Origin of the sequence: Streptomyces sp. NPDC015220, from assembly GCF_043079345.1 — a bacterium.
Taxonomy (GTDB): Bacteria; Actinomycetota; Actinomycetes; order Streptomycetales; family Streptomycetaceae; genus Streptomyces.
Genome location: NZ_JBIBUK010000002.1, coordinates 92,225 through 112,059 on the forward strand (window position 1 = coordinate 92,225; position 19,835 = coordinate 112,059).

Below are 19,835 nucleotides of genomic sequence, written 5' to 3' on the forward strand. Positions count from 1 at the left end.
TCACCCGACATCGAGGCGGAGGAGGTCGTCCTCCGTCTCCCGCCGGACGATGACCCGGGCCTCGCCGTCGGCGACGGCGACGACCGGCGGGCGCAGCACGTGGTTGTAGTTGCTGGCCATGGAGCGGCAGTACGCGCCGGTCGCGGGCACGGCGATGAGATCGCCCGGCGCGAGGTCGGCGGGCAGGAAGGCGTCCTTCACCACGATGTCACCGCTCTCGCAGTGCTTGCCGACGACCCGGACCAGCATCGGCTCGGCGTCGGAGGTGCGGGAGACCAGCGCGACGCTGTACTCCGCGTCGTAGAGCGCGGTGCGGATGTTGTCGGACATGCCGCCGTCGACCGAGACGTAGGTGCGCAGCCCCTCCAGCGGCTTGATGGTGCCGACCTCGTAGAGCGTGAAGGCGGTGGGGCCGACGATGGCGCGCCCCGGCTCGACCGAGATGCGGGGCGTGCGCAGCCGGGCGGCCTCGCACTCCCGGGTGACGATCTCGGTGAGCGCCTTGGCGATCTCGTGCGGCTCGCGGGGGTCGTCGTCGCTGGTGTAGGCGATGCCGAGGCCGCCGCCGAGGTCGATCTCGGGCAGCTCGACACCGTGCTCGTCCCGGATGTCCCTGAGCAGCCCGACGACCCGGTGCGCCGCGACCTCGAACCCCGACATGTCGAAGATCTGCGACCCGATGTGGGAGTGGATCCCGATGAGCTCCAGTCCGTCGAGCTTCAGCGCCCGCCGCACGGCCTCGGCGGCCTGCCCGCCGGCGAGCGGGATGCCGAACTTCTGGTCCTCGTGCGCGGTGGCGATGAACTCGTGCGTGTGAGCCTCGACACCGACGGTGATACGGATCTGTACCCGCTGCACCTTCCCGAGCGACTGCGCGATGTGCGCGACCCGGACGATCTCCTGGAACGAGTCCAGCACGATCCGCCCGACCCCGGCCTCGACGGCACGCTCGATCTCGGCGGTGGACTTGTTGTTGCCGTGGAAGGCGATGCGGTCCGCGGGCATCCCGGCGGACAGGGCGGTGACGAGCTCGGTGCCCGAGCAGACGTCGAGGTTGAGCCCTTCCTCGTGCAGCCACCGGACGACGGCCCGGGACAGGAAGGCCTTCCCGGCGTAGAAGACGTCGGCGTCGTGCCCGAAGGCGCCGCGCCAGGCCCGGGCACGCGAACGGAAGTCGGCCTCGTCCATGACGTACGCCGGGGTGCCGAACTCCTCCGCGAGCCGGGTGACGGGAATCCCGCCGACGGTCGCGACGCCGTCCTCGTCCCGCCGGACGGTCTGCGCCCAGACCTTGGGGTCGAGGGTGTTGAGGTCGGCGGGCGGGGCGGCGTAGTGCCCCTCCGGCAGGACATCGGCGTGACGGGGCCCGGCGGGGTGTGCGGAACGGCTCATGTCGGTGTGTCTCTCTGACTCTCAGAGGTGGTCGGGTGCGTCTATGCCGAGCAGGGACAGGCCACCGGCCAGCACCGTCCCGGCGGCTTCGGCGAGGGCGAGCCGGGCACGGTGGGCGGCCGAGGGTTTCTCCTCCCCGACCGGAAGCACGGCGGGGAGGTACGCGAGCACGGCATCGGCGACGGTGACGAGATGCCGGGCCAGCCGGTCGGGCGCCCGGTCCACGGCGGCCCGGGCGAGGACGCGGGGATGATCGCCGAGGGCGGTGAGCAGCTCGCGGGCGCCGGCGTCGGTGTCGGAATCGGCGTCGACGGGCCCTGGCTGAGGGGTGAAGCCGAGGTCGGCGGCGTTGCGAAGAACGGCCCGGGTACGGGCGTGGGCGTACCGGATGCGGAAGAGAGGATTGCTCTCACGCTGCACCAGGTGCTCGGGACCGATCCGGGGCCGGTCATGCCCGGCGGGGTGAAGCAGGGCCCAGCGGCCCGCGTCGCGCCCCAGTGCGAGGAGCTCGTCCAGGGCGGACTGAGGGGCGGGGGTGGGGCGGATGTCGATGTGGCGGGGGCTGGGGCTGGGGCTGGTGGTGCTGGTGACACCGCTGGTGCGGTCGGCGTGGCTGGTGTGCTCGACCTGGTCGACGTACTCGCCGTCGCGGGCGTCGGCGACAACGAGCGGCAGATCGAGGTCGGACTCGAACTCGGAGCCGATCAGGTTTTGCCAGGCGCCCGGGGGCGGCGGACCGACGCAGCTCCTGCGAACGTCGACGCCCTGAGCCGCCCGAAGAAGCCGGCCGACGACCTCGGCGACGACGAGAGCACGCGGTTCGCACGCAGAGTGCAGCCGAACGACCCGAAGGTCCCCGTCGCGGTCGCGATCCCCATCACCGTCACCATCGCCGTCGCCGTCGCCGTCGACATGTCCGTACCGGAGGCCCCGGCGCAGGACCTCCTCGACGAGACGACGGGAGCCGGCGCCCGCGTCGGCCGCGCGGAGGCTGATGTTGAGGAAGCCGGGCCCGGTGACGGAGACGTCACGGATGCCGTCGAGGTCGAGAAGGTGGGCCCGCAGCACGTCGGCGACGCGCAGCGCGGGCTGTCCGGCGGGCCGGGCGAGCTTGAGGGCGATACCGGTGGCGTAGTCACCGCAACCGCCGGGGCCGGGCGGAGTGACGACGACCCGCTCGGGCACGGCCACGCTCAGCTCCCCCACGTCGACAGCGCGACGCACCGCGCGCAGCACGGTGCGGGAGAGCTCGACGGGGGTCACGGGGACAAGCGTAGGGGAGGAGGGGGGTGGGTAGGCGAGTCGGTTTGGGCGGGGTATCGGGATGTGGACTCTCGAATACCGATGCGCGACGAACGCGGCCACCCGAGGCCCCGCCGGATCGAACGCGTCGGAACAGATCCGCACCAGACGGAACCACTTCAGCACAGGCAGGACCAGCGGATACAGGCAGAACCAGCGGAAATACGCTGCGCCCACCGGCACCACCACGCGGAGACCACTGCCACAACTAAGACCACCGCACTGTGACCAGTGGAACACTCAACCGCCAGGACGCCGTCCAGCAGGCTGCTCAGCCCCTCCTGACCCGCCGGCCCCACCACTTCCCCCACTCCCACCAGGTCCGCCGGCCCCGCCGGGTCCGGCCCCCCGGTCCCCCGCCGCCCCGGCCTGCCTCCCCCGTCCCCGCCCCTCGACCAACCGCATGACGAGCCGCACGAGTTCGGCCGGCTCGAAGGGCTTGGCAAGAAAGGCGTCGACCCCGACGCCGACCCCCGCCTCGACCTCGCGCTCCGTGCAGGCGCTGACGATGGCGAGCGGAAGATCTTTGGTGCGTGGATCGGCACGGAGCTGGGCCGCGGTGGAGAGCCCATCCAGTCGGGGCATCACGATGTCGAGGGTGATGACATCCGGCCGCACCTGATGCACCACATCCAGACACTCGGCACCATCGGCCGCGGTCACGACCTCAAGCCCCTCAAGCTCGAGATTGACCCTGATCAGCTGCCGGATGACCTTGTTGTCGTCCACAACAAGCACCCGTCCCGAAGCGCCCGACACAACTCGAGCGTAGGTCCAGACCGGCCATCGCGTCCGGGTTTTCCCCACTTCCACCCCGTCCGAGGGACGGCGCACGCAAGGGTGGACGCCACCCGCCGACGCGGGCGCCCCCGGTAAACGTTCATGACCACCCTGCCGGAGCTGGTAGTGTTCTACTCGTCGCCGGGAGCACAGAACGCACCCGACACGCCCCCGTAGCTCAGGGGATAGAGCAACGGCCTCCGGAGCCGTGTGCGCAGGTTCGAATCCTGCCGGGGGCACCCTTGATGAGGTGCCTAAAGACCCCGTGACCAGCGGAAACGCTGAGTGCGGGGTCTTTGTGTTTGTGCAGGCGTGTGCCGCCCGGAGCGGCCGTATGTCGGGGTCTGTGGACGAGGCGTGGACGGGATCTTGGGGCGTCTGCCCAGGTCAGCCCGACAAATGAGAGGGCCGGCGACATCGAACCTCCACGGGCCAGGCCCTCGCTAGTCGGCGGCGCTCAGCCCTCCACACCCTTGCCAGAGACGAAGTCCAGGCGATCAACCTCCGTGGCAGAGAGGTACCTCTCCCGCTCGGAGAGGAAGGCACGTACGCAGTCCTTCGACTCGTGCTCATCGAAGGCCGCCTCGTCCCGATACAGCTCGTAGAACGCGCGCTGCAACGGACGACCATCAACACGGTGTACCGCGTAAATCACTGTTCCAGGCTCGTTCGCCCGGATCTGTTCACCAGTCCGCGCCACCAACTCATCGAACGCGGTGGCGGCCGCTTCGTCCTTGCATGTGAATCGCACAAACAGCCCGAGCATTCCCCAAGTCCCCTCTCCACCGGCATCCTGTCGGCGTCCATCCATCATGACGCCCGGACAGGACGCCCCTCCGTTCAACGCGACCGGGAGTTCGCGGAGAGATCAGGCCTGGTGCGTGGGAGCGTCTGCATCGTCCTGGAGAGCCCCGAGCAAAGCGAGGGCGTGGCAGTGGGTCAGGCGAGGCGGGACGCAGAACTTCGCGGAACCTGGCGCACTCAGAGGCCGTTGAGAATCAGCCCGGGCAGTGGGCATCATGAGGACCACTTCTCATCGGCCGATTCCCCGTGAGGGCGCCATGCACAGTACGGACCCGGCGGCAGCGCCCTCCTCCGGCACGAGCAACACGCACTCCGCATCACCCACCGGGGCCGCATCACCTTCAGGACCCGTATCAGCCGCGCACAACACGGGCACCGCCCCGGCCCCGGCGGCCACTCCATCCCCGTCGGCCCGGAGCGCGACGACTTCCGCCTCCGCGGCCGCAGTGCCCAACCCGAGTCCGTCTGCGCCACGCCGGCGCGAGCTGATCGCCGAGGCTCTCGTACCGGGCATCCTGGAGAGCCCGCCGGGACAGAGACGACGGAGAGCCCTGTGGACTGTGGCATGCGGCGCCGCCGTTGGCCTCCTCGCTTGGCTCGTCCCGGCCACTCTCGACTACTTCGCGACCGAGCCGACGACACGCCACTCGAAGCAGGTTGAGGAAAACCTCGACCGTGAGGGTCCGGCTTTCACGGCGTCCACGCGTATGGACGCGGACCCGCTCTACATGGCTTATGTGCTGGATCGCCCACTGACTCGTACGGAGGCCGCCACCTTCCTGGAATCCGGCGCCGACGACGGCCTCAACTTCGAGGACGTGGAAGAACTGGCCGCGACCCACGGTGGCCACGGTCTTGAGGACCTCGCGCAGATCGCCGCCGGCTTCGGCATATCCGTCGGCACCGCCCACGCTCAGCACGGTGCGTCGTCGTCACATCGGTCACGCCCGGCCAGGACACCTCAACAAGATCGTGTTACGAGCTCGTAGCACCAGGAGCGGAGTAGTGGGGTGGCCTTTTTGTGGAAGGGACCTCACTGGCGACGCGACTCAAGCTTCCGACCAGCAGATGCGCGCAAACGGGGCCTCCGGTACCGTATTGCTTATTTGATGCTCAAGTCACACCGGTGGACATAGGGGCCTAGCGCAGTATCCATAGACATGCACCCGTTGGACTGCGCTTCAGCACCGTTATGCGGATTTGACCTGGTAGCGGCGGAAACATTCCACTATAAGCGGGAGCACCGCACGCCTCGTGTACCGAGATGTGTGAGTGTAGGACGCGACTGGAGCTACGGTTCAGCGCGGCCACGTACGCACAGCCAGGGCAGCCAGGCGGCGCTGCCGCGCCTCAATCTCGGCAGGCGACCACTGCGGCCGTTTCCCGACTTCCCGAGTGAGTTCCAGTTCAGAATTCTGGAATATCTTCACCTTTTCCTCGAAAGCTTTATTACCAAGGCTTGAGTTCTTACCGGCAGGGAGGAGAACCATATTACCCAATCGATATATCCACCGATCAGATTCCTCTGCGCTACTGAAGTCAGGCCACGCCGCAGAATCGGCGTTTTGCGGATACACGTGCTCGAGATTTACCGCATTGGCGTTTTCGTTTGGAACGAGTTCCGGCTGAGGCTTGTTCACTTTAGTGCGTTCCAATGCCGCTAGGTAATAGCGGGCGATCTTCCCGCGCGAGCGCGGAACCGTCGCGAGAGTGAACTTGTCACGGAAGTCACCATCCGACGCAATCGCGTCACCGAGATGCTGGCGCACCTGCTCGACCTTGGTGATTTCACCCGCGCGAATCTTGGAAGCGATAAGGGAGTATTTTTCCTCGGTACGCCCTGAGTTAATGGTCTCCAAGATCATTCCGCGCACAGACCAGCTCACGAGAGCGCGCAGTAGCTGCTCAAGTTGCTTGGCCTCAAGGTGCTCCACAGCCGCCAGCAGCAGAATCTTGTTGGGTGCCAAGTTGAATTGAGCGAGAGTGTCAACCTCAGGAATCTTCTGCGAGCACTTCTCTTTCCAGACCGCATGGTCTGCGTCGGAAAGAGCGGAATAGATTCGGGCCGCTTGCAACAGGTTCTGCGAGAAGTGCAGTGCGTCCCAACTCTGCTTGACATCGGACTTCATTCGGGAATAGAGGTCACGCTCAGTGACCTTTCCGACGCGCGAGCTCCAATAGTGGCGCAAGAATGCCGTGAACTTAGAATCGGCGGCAGTGAGGGAGAGTGCACCGACAGCCTTGACCCAGTTGTTACGGACAGCGTCCAGGTGCTGCTTTGCCGCACCGAACAGATGGTTCTTGAGCAGGTCTGCAGTCGTTAGGTCCGCGCCGCGGTTATTGAGTGTCTCAAAGATGACATACGCGTCGGCTTCGCTCGGCGTCTCGACAACTGCCAGTTGAGCCTTGTGCTGGACGTACTTGACCCAGCCTCTCAGCACATCCGTAGCTTTATCTCCATAGCTGTCCGACAGCTCCGCAACCTTATCTCGAAAGAAGAGATAGGCCCTGTCGACATCCGAGGCGCCCTTCTTTACGGGGCCAACTGGAAGTTCCTTCTGAGCCACAATCGCGTGGAAGGGCGGATCGTCGTCCTCGTTAAGCTTCAAGCGAGCTTCTGTCCCGTCAGAGTCCCACGATTCACTAGCGAGGAAGTCATCACCGATGAGATATGCCTTCTCGTATTGCAAGTCGCTGAGGTGGTCACGGATCGCGGCGATGAAGAGGGAGGAAGTGACCAAGCGTTGCTGCCCATCGATGATCGTCTTGCGCTCCTCGGGGCCTTCCAGCGTCAGCACAATGGTCCCGAAGAAGTACTCCTCACCAGATCCTACTGCCCGCGATATGTCATCCCAGAAGGCTTTTACTTCCAACTCGACCGACCAGCAATACGAGCGCTGAAACTGAGGAACCGCGAGGCGGCTTCCCCGAAGGAGTTCACCGATGCCACTCAGCGTGAGTTGCAGCGAGGTGCTGCCGTGACTATGGGCCATGAAGAGGATTCTAGCCCCGCTTGCCCGTCCACCGGTTGAACCTGTCACAACTTGAGGGACTGCAACTTGGTGAGAGAGGCGAGGACTTGAGGTTCAAGCCATCGTTGCCATCAAACGGCGCGTCCGATCGACCCGTTATGCGGTGATGGCACTCGGACTTGTCATCGGACGATGCTCTTGGTCTGCACCGTAGGCGTCTGCCGTCTCAACCCATGGTCCTCACCGTCGGAGTTACGTAGCGGCGCAACTGAAACGGCTTATGACGTAGGCGGTGGCCCATTGCGCTAGATGCCGAACAGCAGTCCACTACGTCTTACGGGAGAAGGGGCCGACGGCAGGCCGGGTAGCCATCAGAGGGCCCAAGCTGATGCCCAGCACCGGCCCCCCCAACTCGATCAGTATCGACTACATCACGGCCTCGATCCCGCTGTACGGACTAGCAGGAAGAGACTATTGCGCCTGACTTTGCTGCAGGTCAGCCATGGTGCTGGCCAGGAACGGACTCGGATCGCCGTGCCAGGTGATGGTGAGGGCGTCGCGGGCCCGTGTGGCGGCGACGAAGAGCATCGAGCGGGCCTTGCGCAGCTCTCGCCGGTACCGTGCGGGATCTTCGGTGCGATAGCGCCCGATGGCCTCCATCCTGGGCACTAGACGGTCATTGGCGCCGACGATGGCCAGGCGCTGGTACTCAAGTCCCTTGAAGCGGGACATGGTGCCAACGTGGATGGCGCCGTCACCGCGGGGGCCGTCGGAGGTCAGCTGGGCGTAGCCAAGGCCGGCTTTGGTGGCGAGGTGGTAGATGACCTGGCTGACCTTGTCGCGGTCGGGAACTGCCACCCCAATGAGGCCGCGCATGTCGCGCTCTGTGCCATCGTCGTGGGCGGCAAGTTCGTCGCGCCAGGCGCGCAGTGTGGAGGCGAGGCCGTCGAGTTCGTCCTCCCAGGTGGTGTAGCCATGCAGTTCGGGGACGGGGCCGTGCAGGACGGAGCGGTAGCCGGCGAGGGTGTCGGTTCCCTCGTCGAGGTCGTCGTAGGTCTCGCCGGACATCACCGACAGGGCCTGGGCGAGGATTTCCCTGGTGGTGCGGTAGCTCAGAGAGAGACGTGCGGAGCGGCCGCGGACGTTGATGCCGAGGGAGCCGAGCGATACGTGATTGTCGTAGACGCGCTGGTGGGTGTCGCCGGCGATGAACATGTCGTTGTCGCCGGCGGCGACCATCGCCCTGAGCATTTTCCAGTGCGCGGCGCGTAGGTCTTGTGCCTCGTCCACGATGACGTGTCGGTAGCGGTGTTTAAGGTCGTGCGGTGATGCCTCAGCATCACGGTGAATGAGCTCGCGGCCGTCCACCTGGTCCTTATACGCCTGGCGGGCGTGAATGCGAGCAGCGCGTTCCGTCTCGTAGCGAGCGGCGCGTTCGGCGGCTTGGCCCCAGGTTTCGACGCCTTTGTTGTCGAGGCTAGCGGTGAAACGGTCGAGGATGTTCCAGATGGCGGCGCGTTCGGGGCGGGTGAGCGGGTGCCCGCGACCGGCGCGGCGGGTTTGGAAGTAGGCGGCGCGTGTGGTCACGGACTGACCGAGGATGACCTGTTCCCACTCCTCGAGGAGGAACTCCGGTTCCCAGGATCCCTGCTGGCCGAATTCGTTTAGGACGGCGCGCAGCTCGTTCAGGGACGTGCGGTCGTCGATGCGGCGCTTGCTGCGGCCGCTGAGCGCGTTCTCTGTGATGACTTTGTAGGCGAGTTCGTCGATGTGGGTGATATCTACGCGGGCCAACAGAGCTGGATCGCCGACGAGGTCGCTGAGACGGGCGTGCAGGTCGGCGGCGAGGTTCTTGGTGAAGGTGGTGAGCAGGATGGGCTTGTCATGGCCGGGCTTGAGCTGCTTCAGGAGGTGGTGGATGCGGTGCAGGGCGACGATCGTTTTGCCCGTGCCGGGACCACCCGAGACCCGGGCGGGGCCGTTGTAGTCGCGGTTGACCAGGCGCGCCTGGGCGGGGTGCAGGAAGACCTTCCATGCCTGGAAGTCTCCTTCTTCTAGAACCTTTTGCAGGGCGTCGTCGACGGTAGTGACGGTGGTGCGGGCGAAGGCGGCGCCGAAGTCGGTAAGGTCGATGTGTTCAGATGAGGCGACCGCGTCAGTGATCTCAGCCCGTACCTCGTCTGGGCTCATTCCTGCGGCCAGGCCGTAGAGGATGTCCTGGGACAGCAGGGGTGCTCCGGCGACCAGGCGGTCGAGGTCGGCGGTGTCGGTGAGGGTCAGCGCGACATCGATGAGGGATTCGGCGACGCCGAGTTCCCTCAGCAGCCCGGGGGAGTAAGCGGCCAGGAGCGCAGGGGCCGCGGCAGCCGGCGCTTCGTCGCTCGGGGAAGCCGCGGGTTGTGCGAGGTGTGAGGTTGCTTCTGCCGTAGTCGTGTCCGGTTCGGCGGGGACTAGCTGAATGCCTGCGCGGAGCAGGGCGCTTTCACCGACGACCGACAGGTCGACGAACTCGATCTCTCCGGAGACCCGGTTGATGGCAACGGAGAGCTGCTCGTAAACGTCGCGGCGGTGCCGGACAGCAATGATCAGCCAGTTCTCGTCGCCTTGCCCGTCGGTTCCGGTGCGGGTGAGCAGAGCGCGGTAGGAGTCGTCGATTCGTGCGGAGAAGACGTGCGAGTCGCCCTTGAGGGCCTTGAGCTGGAGGCCGTTGCTGTGCGGGTTTTCCCGGAAGCGGTGGGAGAAGTCGTAGAACTTAGCCTTCACCGAGCGGTCGAGCTTGTAGAGCTCGTGTTCGGCCTTCTGGTACAGGCTGAGGCGGACGGTCATCAGAGGGCGTCTTCCGGTTGGTAGGAGGGGTCGGTCCGGGTGGTGGGGTGGTTTCAGCTACCGGCGCGAGCTTCGGGAAGCAGGGCGAGCAGTTCGTCGAGGTGGGTGAGCCAGTCGGCGGCGCTGCGAATCGTCCAGCCAGCTGCTTGGTAGGCGCTGTCCCGGCGTTCGGCTTCCGGGCCTGGGGCGGCGTGAGGCGCGCGGGAGACGATGGCGACCTTGCTCGGGTCCTGCTCCCAGGCGAAGTCTGCTTGCCACCCGCCGTCGCCGAGCTCGTAGCCGAAAACGGGAGCTATCTTGCCGCGGTCGGCGACGGCTTTGGCGATGACGATCAGGTCGGCTTCGGTGTCTGGGTCAAGCAGGGGGATGATCTCTTCATCCCAGGCGGGGTCGCGCGGCATCGGAAGCTGGTGAGTTTTCCCGGCCGGTTCACCGGTGGGCACCGCCTCGGAGCCTCGAGCAGGCTCCGGTGCGGGGGCCAGTTCGGGTGCAGGAGTGCGGACGCGTTCCGGAGCGGGTGTGCCAGCGGATTCGGACGCTACCGGGGCGTCGTTGAGTGCGGCGGGGTACTGGGGGCCGAACAGTTCGAGGATGTCCCTATCACCGCGTGTGCGCAGGTGGGCGAGAACCTCGTCCATCGTTGTGGCGTCGCTGAGACCGATGCGCTGGCCCAGCACGGCCGGCATGTCCTTTTCGAGGATCTGGCCCGACAGAGCCATAAGCCGCAGGGCGCGCTGCGTATCGGTGAGATCACGTTCGTCCGTCTCGGCCAGACGCAGCGCTTTGAGGTGGCCGTCCTTAGCCGCCAGGAACACGTGGTCCCCCTCTCCTGCTTTGATGTGTTCGAGCAAGGTTCGCAGGGAGCCGCATGTGGGCTGGTTGCGCCAGACGAGGTAGGTGTTTCCGACGGCGTGAGACAGTTCCAGCCGGCCGCCAGGCGCAAGGCCCAAGTGCGCGGCGAATCCGGTGGGGATAGTGAAGCCGGAGCCGCGAAGGTGTTCGCCATTGATGTCGAGCCGGTACCACCACGTGCCCTGGCCGGTTTGGAAGCATCGCCGGGTCTGTGCGACGTCACGGCGCGGCTGATAGTCGGCGAGTGCCGGGCCGTCGGGGACGGTCAGGCGGACCCAGCCTCGTCGGAAGCGGTCGTACTCCGGGGCGGCAAGGTAGGCGCGGACTGACTTTTCCGACACGTCGAACTGCGAGCAGAGCGCGGTGACGATGTCTTCAATCTGAGCCTGGCCGCCGGTGTTCTCAAGCTCCCTGTTGATCATTTCACGAATGCCGAGGTATGGGGTGCCACCCCATCGGCGCAGGCCATACAGGTCGCGGTCCCGTCGCAGGAAGCGGTCGTCGCTTTGGATCTGGTTGCGCAGGCTGGCCAGGGCAGTGGTGTCGTCCAGGCGGGTGTGGAGCTCTTCCATCGACAGGGGGTGACCCACCAGTGCCAGAACGGCTTCCGCGCGGTCGCTGATCGAGCGGCCCCAGGGCAGCAGATGCCCGTCGATGACGCGGAAGCCCTTGACCGTCTGCAGCCAGGCATCGGCGTCGGTGTCGCGGACGCCGTGTCGGGCCAGCAGCTCCACGACCTCGGACCATGCGGGCACCGACGTCGTGCAGCGTTCTGCGAGCTCGGTACGCGTTTGTTCCAGGCGCTGGTCGAGATCGCCGTGCACCAGCCAGCTGCTCGTCCAGGTGCGGTCGGGCAGCAAGGCGGCGATGACCTGCCAAAGAGGCAAACTGAGGGCGTCAACGGTCTGCTCATGCGCCGGGTGCAGGGTGCGAAGGCTCGCTTCGGTGGCCACGAGTCCCAGGTGTTCCTGGACGGCCAGGAGATGGCCGAGGAAGGGCTGGCCCTCGTCGCTGTGGAGCCACTGCTGGAGATGCTTTTCGAGCTCGACCTGGATCTGTCGAACCCTTTCGCGGCTGACCTCGAATTGCTCGCCGAGGCTCTCCAGGGAGGTTCGGCTCTGGGCGAAGATGCGTCCTGCCGCGATGGCCAGCTGCCGTTCGTTCCACGTGTCGACGAGCAGGTGGAGTGCGTTGAGCGGATGTGCAACCAGGGCGGGCACTGCGGTCGCGGCGGGGGCGGGTATCGCGGAAGTAGCAACAACCGGCGAGCGTGCTGACCCGACGGCGGGGATGTGGCTGTCATGTCCGGGATGCTGGGCCCATGCGGACAGCGTGTCTGCGGCAGCACGGACAGTGGGGGGCGTGTCGGCGGGAAGCAGGCGGGTCAGCATCGTGATGAGCGCGGCGACATCTGTGTCGTGTTCGCTGATGGCTGCGGTGCTCGGTGCGGCAGTGGCGGGGTGCATCAGGTCGCGTCCGCCGGTGAGGAAGGGGCGCAGCAGGGCAAGGACGAGTGCGGTGAGGTTCTCCTGGCCGGCGTCGGCGGCGTGACCGATGGTGGTGTTCAGGTCCGTGTGCTGGCCCTCCGAGCAGAAGCACAGCTGAGGCAGCGCCGTGGCGAGCATGAGGTGCGGCCAGTGAGCAGCGAGTGCGTGTGCGGCGCGCTGGGCGATCCGATCCGCGCCGGTGGTGGCGATGGCATCGCGCAGCGGGGTGTCGTTCCACCAGGTATCCGGCAGGTGGGCGTCGTTCAGGACGAGCCCCAGCTGGTGCGGGTCACCGAAGCGGAGAGCCGGCAGCAGGTCGGCGAGAACGTGGTGCCATGGCGGCGTTGGTTCAATCAGGCCAGTCACGTGAGAGTCCGCTTCTCGTACGTTCGTTAATGTCGGCAACGCTCGGGCGCCGCCCACTGGGGCGCGCTGCCTCGCACCGTGCCGGCACGGTGCGAGGCGCTGCAGCGAAAGGGTCGTCAGGGGCCGAGGGCGCGGTGGCCGGCCGCGTGGCCAGCGGCGCGCAGCGCTACCACTCCAGGACGTCCAGCATGTCCTTGATGGGGTCGTCGGCGGTGTCCGCAGTGGTGGTGAGCGCATCCAGCACCAGCGAGCTGACAATGGCCACGAGGTCCCTGCTGCCCCGCGTATTGATCTCCGCCTGGAGGCAGTGCAGGCCACCGTTGGCGTACTCTTCGAAGATCCTCAGTCGTTCGGCGAGCCGCTCGTCGGCGAGAATCTTCGCGTCCTTAGGGAGCTCGGCCGCAGCAATCAGGTCGATGAGCACGTCACCGTACTCGCGGTTTTCGACCAGCGCGTATCGGATCATCTCACCGGACTTCTCGAACTCGACGCGGCGTTCCTTCCTGCAGCCCAGGGATGCGGCGAACAGCAGCGCCTCGTAGTTGGTGCGGAAAGGGCCGTCCTTGCCGGTGAGGAGGGCCAGTAGCTGTTCGTGTTCGGCCGGACGGCGAAAGCGGGTCTCGACGGCCATCAGAGGGTCACCTCTTCGAGGACGGTGTGGTTGAAGTCGCCATGGGAGACGTAGGGGTAGGCACGCCCGTGGATCGTGATGGTGTCCTCGTCAGCGTTGCCGTTGGTGACGTAGGAGCGCAGCACGTACATACGGGAAGCAGCTTGGCCGAGGTGGTCCAGCACCATGCCGCGGGACTGCGACTTCGATAGCAGGGTGACGATCTGCGAGGTGAGTTTGGGCAGGGACTCGGCGATGTCGTTTTGATAGGCAACATCAAGGTTGCCGAACGGGGCGTCCATAACCACCGGATACACTCCCCCGCCGCCCAGGACGGCGTCGGGCGTCTTCTGTTTGCGGTCGTGAGTCTCCTTGGCCAGCTCGGAAACGGCTCCCACGAACGACAGGCCCAGGATTTGGTTCTCACCCGTGCTGCGAGCGGCGGCGACGCCGGCGGAGTGGTTGAGCAGTTCCAGCGTGAACGCAGGGGTGAGGTGGGGGGTGAACGGCTTGATGCAAATCCGCCCGAAGACGCTTTTGACCTTCTGGTCGAGTTGCTGGCGCACCTCTTCGGTCTTCACTGCGCGGATCCGCTGGAAGGCGGTAAGGACCTCATCGACCAGGACGACCTGCCGCTGGATGCGCTTGGATTCCTCGTCCTGTACCCGCGCGGAGTGGAACTGGCGGTTGACCTTCTCGATTCGTTCCTTCAGTTCGGTCAGCTTGGACCGCCCCTCTCGGTTTTGCTGCAGGACGTCGAGGAGCTTGCCGTCGAACTCCTTGCGTCGCTCCTCCAGGCGCTGGACATCGACCGTATCGACGCCCTTAAGCTCCCGGGCAATGTCGCTGAGTTCAGCGTCGATCTGTCGGATCTCCGACTCAATCTCCTCGATCTCGGAGACGCACTCCCGCAGATTTGCCAGAAGATCTGCCCGTGCCAGGCTCAGGTCTGCGGCCTTGCCGCGCAGATACATCCAGCCGGTCTCGACGTCGGCGAGTCCGGCGTTGTAGCGGCGCTCTTCCAGCGCTAGCCGCGCTTGGGACCCTTCAGGCAGGTCGCGTCCGCACATGCACAGGCCGTCTTCGAGGAGGCCGTCGATGTAGTCGCGCTGGATGCCGGCGGGCAGCTCCCGGCGCTTGCGCATCCCTTCGGCGAGATCCAGCACCTGGGTGTCGATGCCCCCGGTGAAGGCGAGGAATCCCTTGCGGGCAAGCAAGTCACGTTTCTTCTCGTGGCGTTCGGCGCGCTTACCCATGAGCTCTTTGAGGCGGGACTGCAGCTTGGTGCGCTGGCGCTGAAGCGGCGCGGCCTTGCCGTTGGCCAGGAGGGCTTGGTTGGCCGCCTCAACCTCCCGTTTGTATCCGCCCTCGATCTTTGACAGCTCCAGCAGCTGCGTGTGGACGTCGAGGCTCTGCTTCTCCAGCTGTTCCTGCTCCGCCATGAGCTCCTGCAGTCGGCTGTTGCCGTTGCCGGCGATCTGCTTGCGCAGTTTGCGGGAGGCGCCCGGCAGGTGGATGGCGATGGCCCGCTCGATCTCCTCCAGCCCCATTAGGGTCTTGATTGCCTGCTTGACCTCGTCGGTGCGGTCGCCGGTGAACATACGCTCCATACGTTCACCGTTGAAGAAGAAGAACTGGCGCAAGCCTTCGGGGAGGATTTTTTGTATGCGATCCTGGCCGTTGGTGACGGTGGTGCTCACCCCGTGTTCGGATTCGGTAACAATGAGCTTGGGCGTTAGCTCGACCTGCTCCTCAGTGCTTTTGGTCGTGCTAACCGTGCGCAGCACGGTGAACAGCAGCCCCTCGTGTTCGAACTCGACCTTTACCGAAGCGCCCACCACGCTGCCGAACGCCGTCTGCGTCCAGGCGTGGTCGTTGATGATGCGTTCCTGGTGCTCCACGTCGTCGGAGAAGGTGCCGTACAGCGCCCATGCGAAGGCGTTCAGCAGGGTGGTCTTGCCGGCGCCGTTCATGCCGAAGATGAGGATGGCCGGCTTGTCCTCAGTGACCTCGAGGTCGAGCTGCTGGGTTCCGTAGAAGACGCGGAAGTTGTCCAGCGTGAGCTTGAGGAGTCTCATTTGGCCAGCTCCTTGGCGGCGCGGACGATCTCGTCGGTGAGCAGAGTCGGGCTCTTCACGTGGAGGTGCTCACGCTCGAGTTGCCACACCTTCGCCACAAGCTTCCTGGCTTCCGGTGACAGCTCGTCCATGATGTCTTTCAGGCTTTCCGTCGTCCCCATGGGTCTTTCTCCAACGTCGGGCTGCAGGTCTGTACAAGTTGTCAGGTGTCCATGAGCCCGTAGCGCAGGCGCAGTGGGCGCAGGATGTCGAGGCTGTGTGCCTCGTTGTCGGCGAGCCGGGCGAACTCCGTCACCCGTGCCAGCTCACGGGCCACCATGCGTCGCTCGGTCTCGCGCTGCAGGTCGCTAGCGGCGCTGGGAGGGACGACGACGAAGTCGACGATGTCCGCGCGTTCCTTCCCCGGTGCTTTGCGCAGCACACGACCGCGGCGCTGAATGAATTGGCGCGGGTTTGAGGAACTGGCCAGGAGGTAAGCGGTACGCGCGGCTGGCACATCCACGCCCTCGTCGAGGCACTTCATCGACAGCAGTACCTGCAGCTGGGTACCGGTGGCGAACTGGCGCAGCAAATCCTGGCGTTCCTGGCGCTTTGTCTCCGCGGTGTACGGGGCTGCAGGCATGCGGAGCTCGGTGCCGACCAAGGCCAGTGCCTGCTGCAGCTGGGTCAGCTCGTGAGGGTCACCGTCCTCGTAGGACAAGGGGTGGCGGCCTTCGGCGCAGTACAGCAACTGGTACCAGTCGTTGCGCCGTGCGTTGATCTCGCGGCGCAGGGCGGGCAGTTTGGCGCGGGCGTGTCCGAGGATGTTGGAGCGCCGCCGCAGTAGCTGGCCCAGGGGGCTGTCGTCGTCCGTATCGGGAGAGAGGCCCTCGGCCGCAATGATCTTGGCGATCTTTTCGGTCACCTCGGCATAGAGGTAACCCTCTTCGTCGTCCAGTTCCACCAGGACGGGTGTATAGGTGTAGTGACACAGGGCGCCCGCACGAATGGCATCGCCAATGCCCATCTCGAAGACGACCTCGCCGAAGTAGTCCGTCAGTGCCGCGGTGCCCTGGTCATCGAACCAGCGTTCTGGCGTGGCCGACAGACCCAGCCGGTAGGCGGCGGATGTAGGGAGCTTTTGGCGCAAACGTTTGGCGCCGAGGTTGTGGCACTCGTCTGCGATGACTAGGACGCGGCCACGGTGCCGGGCCAAGATCGACTGCATCGGGTCGGCAGCAAAAGTGGCATTGGTAGTGACCAGGACTCCGCCCTGGGCGCTACCCAAGGCCAGGGCGTCCAGGAGCGAGGAGGCTTTGCCGTACCAACTCCTGGTGGACTCGTAGGCGCGCAGGGGCTGCACGCCGAACCAGGCGATGTCCTTGCGCCATTGGTCGACCAGGTGCTGGTAGGGAGCGATGACGATGGTCAGCAGTGATTGGTCGCGTTTGTGTAGCAGGCGCGTGAGCTGAGCTGCGGCCGACAGGGCAGTCAGGGTTTTGCCCGTACCGGTGGCCATACGCAGAATGCCGCGGCCGCCCGCCGCGAACCAGCGTTCGACGGCTTGTTTCTGGTAGTCACGGACGGTCAGTTCGCCAGGGATCGTTAGCCGTCCGGTGTTCTCCGGGCGTGGCAGGGTGATCAGGGCACCGTCCAACGGCGGCAGTTCGGTGTCGCGCGTGGTGGGCTGGGCGCAGCGCTGGATGACCGTGTGGGCCGCGGCAGTGAAGTCGATCACCCGCAGCAGGTCGGTGCGGTCTTCCCAGAGGTCTTCGAAGTCCTGGCTGATGCGTGCGGCGCGGCTGCGGTCACCCGGCTCCCAGGTGCGAAAAACCTCGATGGATTCGAAGTTGCCGACCAGTCCCGGCATCGTCTCGTTCGCACTGCCTTTGAAGGCGACCATGTCGTGGCCGTCGCGGAAGATGCCGATCTTCTCGTGGTAGATCCCGATGCGGTCGTGGGAGCTGATGTAGGCGAGTTTGATGTCGAGGCGGCCGTCGGCGATGAGCAGCCCCAGCTGGTCCAGCCCGCTTGCTGCGCGCGGGTCCTGCGCCGCCTGCTCCATGTCGCGCATGGCCGCCTGCTCTAGCACAGCACGCAGCTCGTATCCGGCGCGGATCTGCTCCACGTCGGCGGCGGTGAGCTGGGGCGAGGCGATGATACGCATCGTGCCGCCACTGGCGGCGAAATCGTTCAGCCCCTGGCCGAGGACGGCCAGCACTGAGGCACTGAAGTATCCGACGGCGCGATCGTAGGAGACGGCAGCGTCCAGGGCGGGGAGATAGAAGTCGCCGACGATGTCGCAGCGGTCGCTGCGGTAGTCGGCGTGCAGATCGGCGGCGCGCAGCCCGTCATGGTGCCGGGTCATCACAGCCCCATAAGATTGATCAGGTCCTCGGTGGACGGCCCGTCGTCGTCGGGACGGGTGACATCGGTCGGAGGCTGCTCGCTATCCTGTTCGCTGTCGACGTCGCTGAGCCGGCGGACCACCCCGTTGCGTGCGGTGAACGGCGGCGACGAGGCGGACACACGGACGCTGGCGGCGGCGATGGTGAACTCGCGGGTCAACAGAGCGACCAGCTCGTCGGTGGGGATTGAACCGCCGGCCCGGTCCACTTCCTGGGCGATCAGCTCCTTGATGCTGGTATAGGGACGTAGTCCCCACTGGGCGAGCGCCCAGGAGTTGACGTCAGTGCGCACGAACCGGTCATCCTTGGACAGCTGGGCTTTCAAGGAGCGGGCGTTCACGTCCGGCCCTATGCGGTCGACCAGCAACGGCCAGGTCAGGGGGTGCCCGAGCTCCTCGAGCACGGCCAGGGCGCGGTCGGCGAGCCGTGCGCGCCGCGCAGTGCCGGATGCGGCGCTCTCCTCGCCGGACAGGGCTGCGTCGTCGTGGGTGTCGGACCCAGGGGCGTCGTCGGGCACCTGCCAGCCATCAGGGGTGGCGATCGCACCGAGGGCGCGTGTCACCAGCGTCCGCAGTGGTTCGGGCAGTTCTTCGCTGTTGCGCAGCAGGTCGACCAGCTGCTCGCCTGGGTGCTGCGCGCAGGCGTACACGCGAAGTCGTTCGAATACCTCGTCCAACCGCGGCGCCGACTCTGGTACCCATCCCGGATCGAGGTCTGCGCGCGTCAAGGAAGTGGAAGAGGGCGCAGCTGTAGCTGCACCTGAGTCGTCGGGGTGAGCGACGGGACGCGGTGGCGCCAGTTCGTAGTCGCCATCCATCGTTGCATCACCGCGAGGCCGCTGTTCGACGGCGAGTTCAACCTGCCGACCCCCGACGATATGCAAGCCACAATACTGAAGCCACTGCTCGGTGGCTTTGAGGGGGCGGCCGGTGTCTTTCAGTAGCCGCATGGCACTGGCCAGCGACACTGCCTCCCCCGGGGTCAGGTCGAGCGCGCTGCGGGTCAGTTTGCGGGCGTGGGCCAGCGAACCGCTGAACAACCAGTCCCCGTCGGTGCTTCCCGACCAGTGGAAGGCGAGCAGGAGCTCCAGCACTCGCAGCTCGCTGCCCGGCAGGCTTTCGGCGAGCCAGGGATGGTAATCCATCAGGTCGAGGCGAGTGACGGGAGTCTGAGTTGCGGACTCAAATAGCTGCAATGCGCAAGCGAGGTTGGGGGATGTGATTGCCGCGCTTTGCAGTTGCCGGGGCAGCTCCTCCAGCAGCCGTGTCATCCATGAGCGCATGGTGCGGTAGCGGGCGGCCAGTTCGTCGAGCGGCACCGGATCCGGTGCACACACGTGCTGGGTGATCAGGTCCTGCTGACGGGCATCGAGAGAAATGAACCATCCTTGGACCGCATGGTCGGGGCTATCCGGCTCGGTGCGCACGGGCGACGACGAGGGCGCGTTCGCGGACTCGTCCGACGAAGGCGCCGGCTGCGGAGACAGGGATGCAGCACGCACGAGAGCCGCGAGGATGTCGCGCTTCGTTTCGGTACGAACCTTGGCAAGGCAGGCAAAGTTCGACGGCGTCAGACGAGCGACGTCAGCCAGGGTTCTGCCGCCCACGGCTTGCAGGACGTCCAGTGCAGTCGATTCCAGCTCAAGCTCAGCTGTCGACATCTGCTGAGGCAGCGACGGAAGCAGCACGTGCAAAGGCCGTGTGTCCAGCTCGGGCTCACTGGCCCAGCCCAGGAAGGAGGCGAGCAGGTCGAAGACATCGTCCATGAACGGTCGGCGGGCACTTGTCTCCTCCGGTGTCTCTTGCAGCCACCATTGCGCTGGCCCTCCCACCCGCTGAAGTGCTAGCAACTGCTCAGGCCCCAGCTGATCCAGCCACGGCAGCACGACGTGCCACGTTGGCTTGACCAACGAGAGCGAAGCTGACATCTTCCCCACCCTGTTCCTGCCGCTGAACCCGCTGCGGTGCCGGCGACAGAGA

At 65.9% G+C, this 19,835-nt stretch carries 13 protein-coding genes and 1 tRNA gene; 2 read left to right on the forward strand and 12 right to left on the reverse strand.

What is annotated here, in order from left to right; all coding sequences use genetic code 11:
- From lysA to ACF061_RS05340, 3 genes are all read right to left on the reverse strand, one after another.
- Nucleotides 1-1,392 carry a diaminopimelate decarboxylase gene (gene lysA / locus ACF061_RS05330; protein ID WP_392265478.1) on the reverse strand — a complete coding sequence of 464 codons (1,392 nt, stop codon included), beginning with the start codon at nt 1,390-1,392 and terminating at the stop codon, nt 1-3.
- Between the two features lie 21 nt (nt 1,393-1,413).
- Nucleotides 1,414-2,655 carry an ArgS-related anticodon-binding protein NrtL gene (gene nrtL, locus ACF061_RS05335; RefSeq protein ID WP_392265479.1) on the reverse strand — a complete coding sequence of 414 codons (1,242 nt, stop codon included), beginning with the start codon at nt 2,653-2,655 and terminating at the stop codon, nt 1,414-1,416.
- A gap of 279 nt (nt 2,656-2,934) precedes the next feature.
- A complete protein-coding gene (locus ACF061_RS05340; protein ID WP_392265480.1) occupies nt 2,935-3,507 on the reverse strand; it encodes a response regulator in 573 nt (190 codons plus the stop codon).
- Nucleotides 3,508-3,641: 134 nt separating this feature from the next.
- Here ACF061_RS05340 and ACF061_RS05345 point away from each other — a divergent pair.
- Nucleotides 3,642-3,713, forward strand: a tRNA-Arg gene (locus tag ACF061_RS05345).
- Nucleotides 3,714-3,931: 218 nt separating this feature from the next.
- Here ACF061_RS05345 and ACF061_RS05350 read toward each other — a convergent pair.
- A complete protein-coding gene (locus tag ACF061_RS05350) occupies nt 3,932-4,240 on the reverse strand; it encodes a putative quinol monooxygenase (protein ID WP_392265481.1) in 309 nt (102 codons plus the stop codon).
- A gap of 766 nt (nt 4,241-5,006) precedes the next feature.
- Between ACF061_RS05350 and ACF061_RS05355 the strand changes: the two genes are divergently transcribed.
- Nucleotides 5,007-5,267: a hypothetical protein gene (locus ACF061_RS05355; RefSeq protein ID WP_392265482.1), complete on the forward strand. Its 261-nt coding sequence runs from the start codon at nt 5,007-5,009 to the stop codon at nt 5,265-5,267.
- Nucleotides 5,268-5,576: 309 nt separating this feature from the next.
- Here ACF061_RS05355 and ACF061_RS05360 read toward each other — a convergent pair whose 3' ends face one another.
- From ACF061_RS05360 to ACF061_RS05395, 8 genes are all read right to left on the reverse strand, one after another.
- Nucleotides 5,577-7,271 (reverse strand): DUF262 domain-containing protein, encoded by a 1,695-nt coding sequence (locus ACF061_RS05360; protein WP_392265483.1) that lies wholly within the window; start codon nt 7,269-7,271, stop codon nt 5,577-5,579.
- Between the two features lie 450 nt (nt 7,272-7,721).
- Complete coding sequence (locus tag ACF061_RS05365) at nt 7,722-10,076, reverse strand: UvrD-helicase domain-containing protein (protein ID WP_392265484.1); 2,355 nt, start codon at nt 10,074-10,076, stop codon at nt 7,722-7,724.
- Between the two features lie 53 nt (nt 10,077-10,129).
- A complete protein-coding gene (locus ACF061_RS05370; RefSeq protein ID WP_392265485.1) occupies nt 10,130-12,781 on the reverse strand; it encodes a hypothetical protein in 2,652 nt (883 codons plus the stop codon).
- A 166-nt stretch (nt 12,782-12,947) separates the two neighbouring features.
- A complete protein-coding gene (locus ACF061_RS05375) occupies nt 12,948-13,412 on the reverse strand; it encodes a DNA phosphorothioation-associated protein 4 (protein WP_392265486.1) in 465 nt (154 codons plus the stop codon).
- On the reverse strand, nt 13,412-15,469 hold the full coding sequence (locus ACF061_RS05380; RefSeq protein ID WP_392265487.1) for an AAA family ATPase: 2,058 nt from the start codon (nt 15,467-15,469) through the stop codon (nt 13,412-13,414). The genes ACF061_RS05375 and ACF061_RS05380 overlap by 1 nt, the downstream gene beginning before the upstream one ends.
- Nucleotides 15,466-15,630 (reverse strand): hypothetical protein, encoded by a 165-nt coding sequence (locus tag ACF061_RS05385; RefSeq protein WP_392265488.1) that lies wholly within the window; start codon nt 15,628-15,630, stop codon nt 15,466-15,468. Before ACF061_RS05385 ends, ACF061_RS05380 begins: the two co-directional genes overlap by 4 nt.
- Before the next feature lie 41 nt (nt 15,631-15,671).
- On the reverse strand, nt 15,672-17,816 hold the full coding sequence (locus tag ACF061_RS05390) for a DEAD/DEAH box helicase family protein (protein ID WP_392265489.1): 2,145 nt from the start codon (nt 17,814-17,816) through the stop codon (nt 15,672-15,674).
- Entirely contained in the window at nt 17,816-19,783 is a 1,968-nt protein-coding gene (locus tag ACF061_RS05395; protein WP_392265490.1) for a hypothetical protein, read from the reverse strand. Before ACF061_RS05395 ends, ACF061_RS05390 begins: the two co-directional genes overlap by 1 nt.
- Nucleotides 19,784-19,835 lie beyond the last annotated feature (52 nt).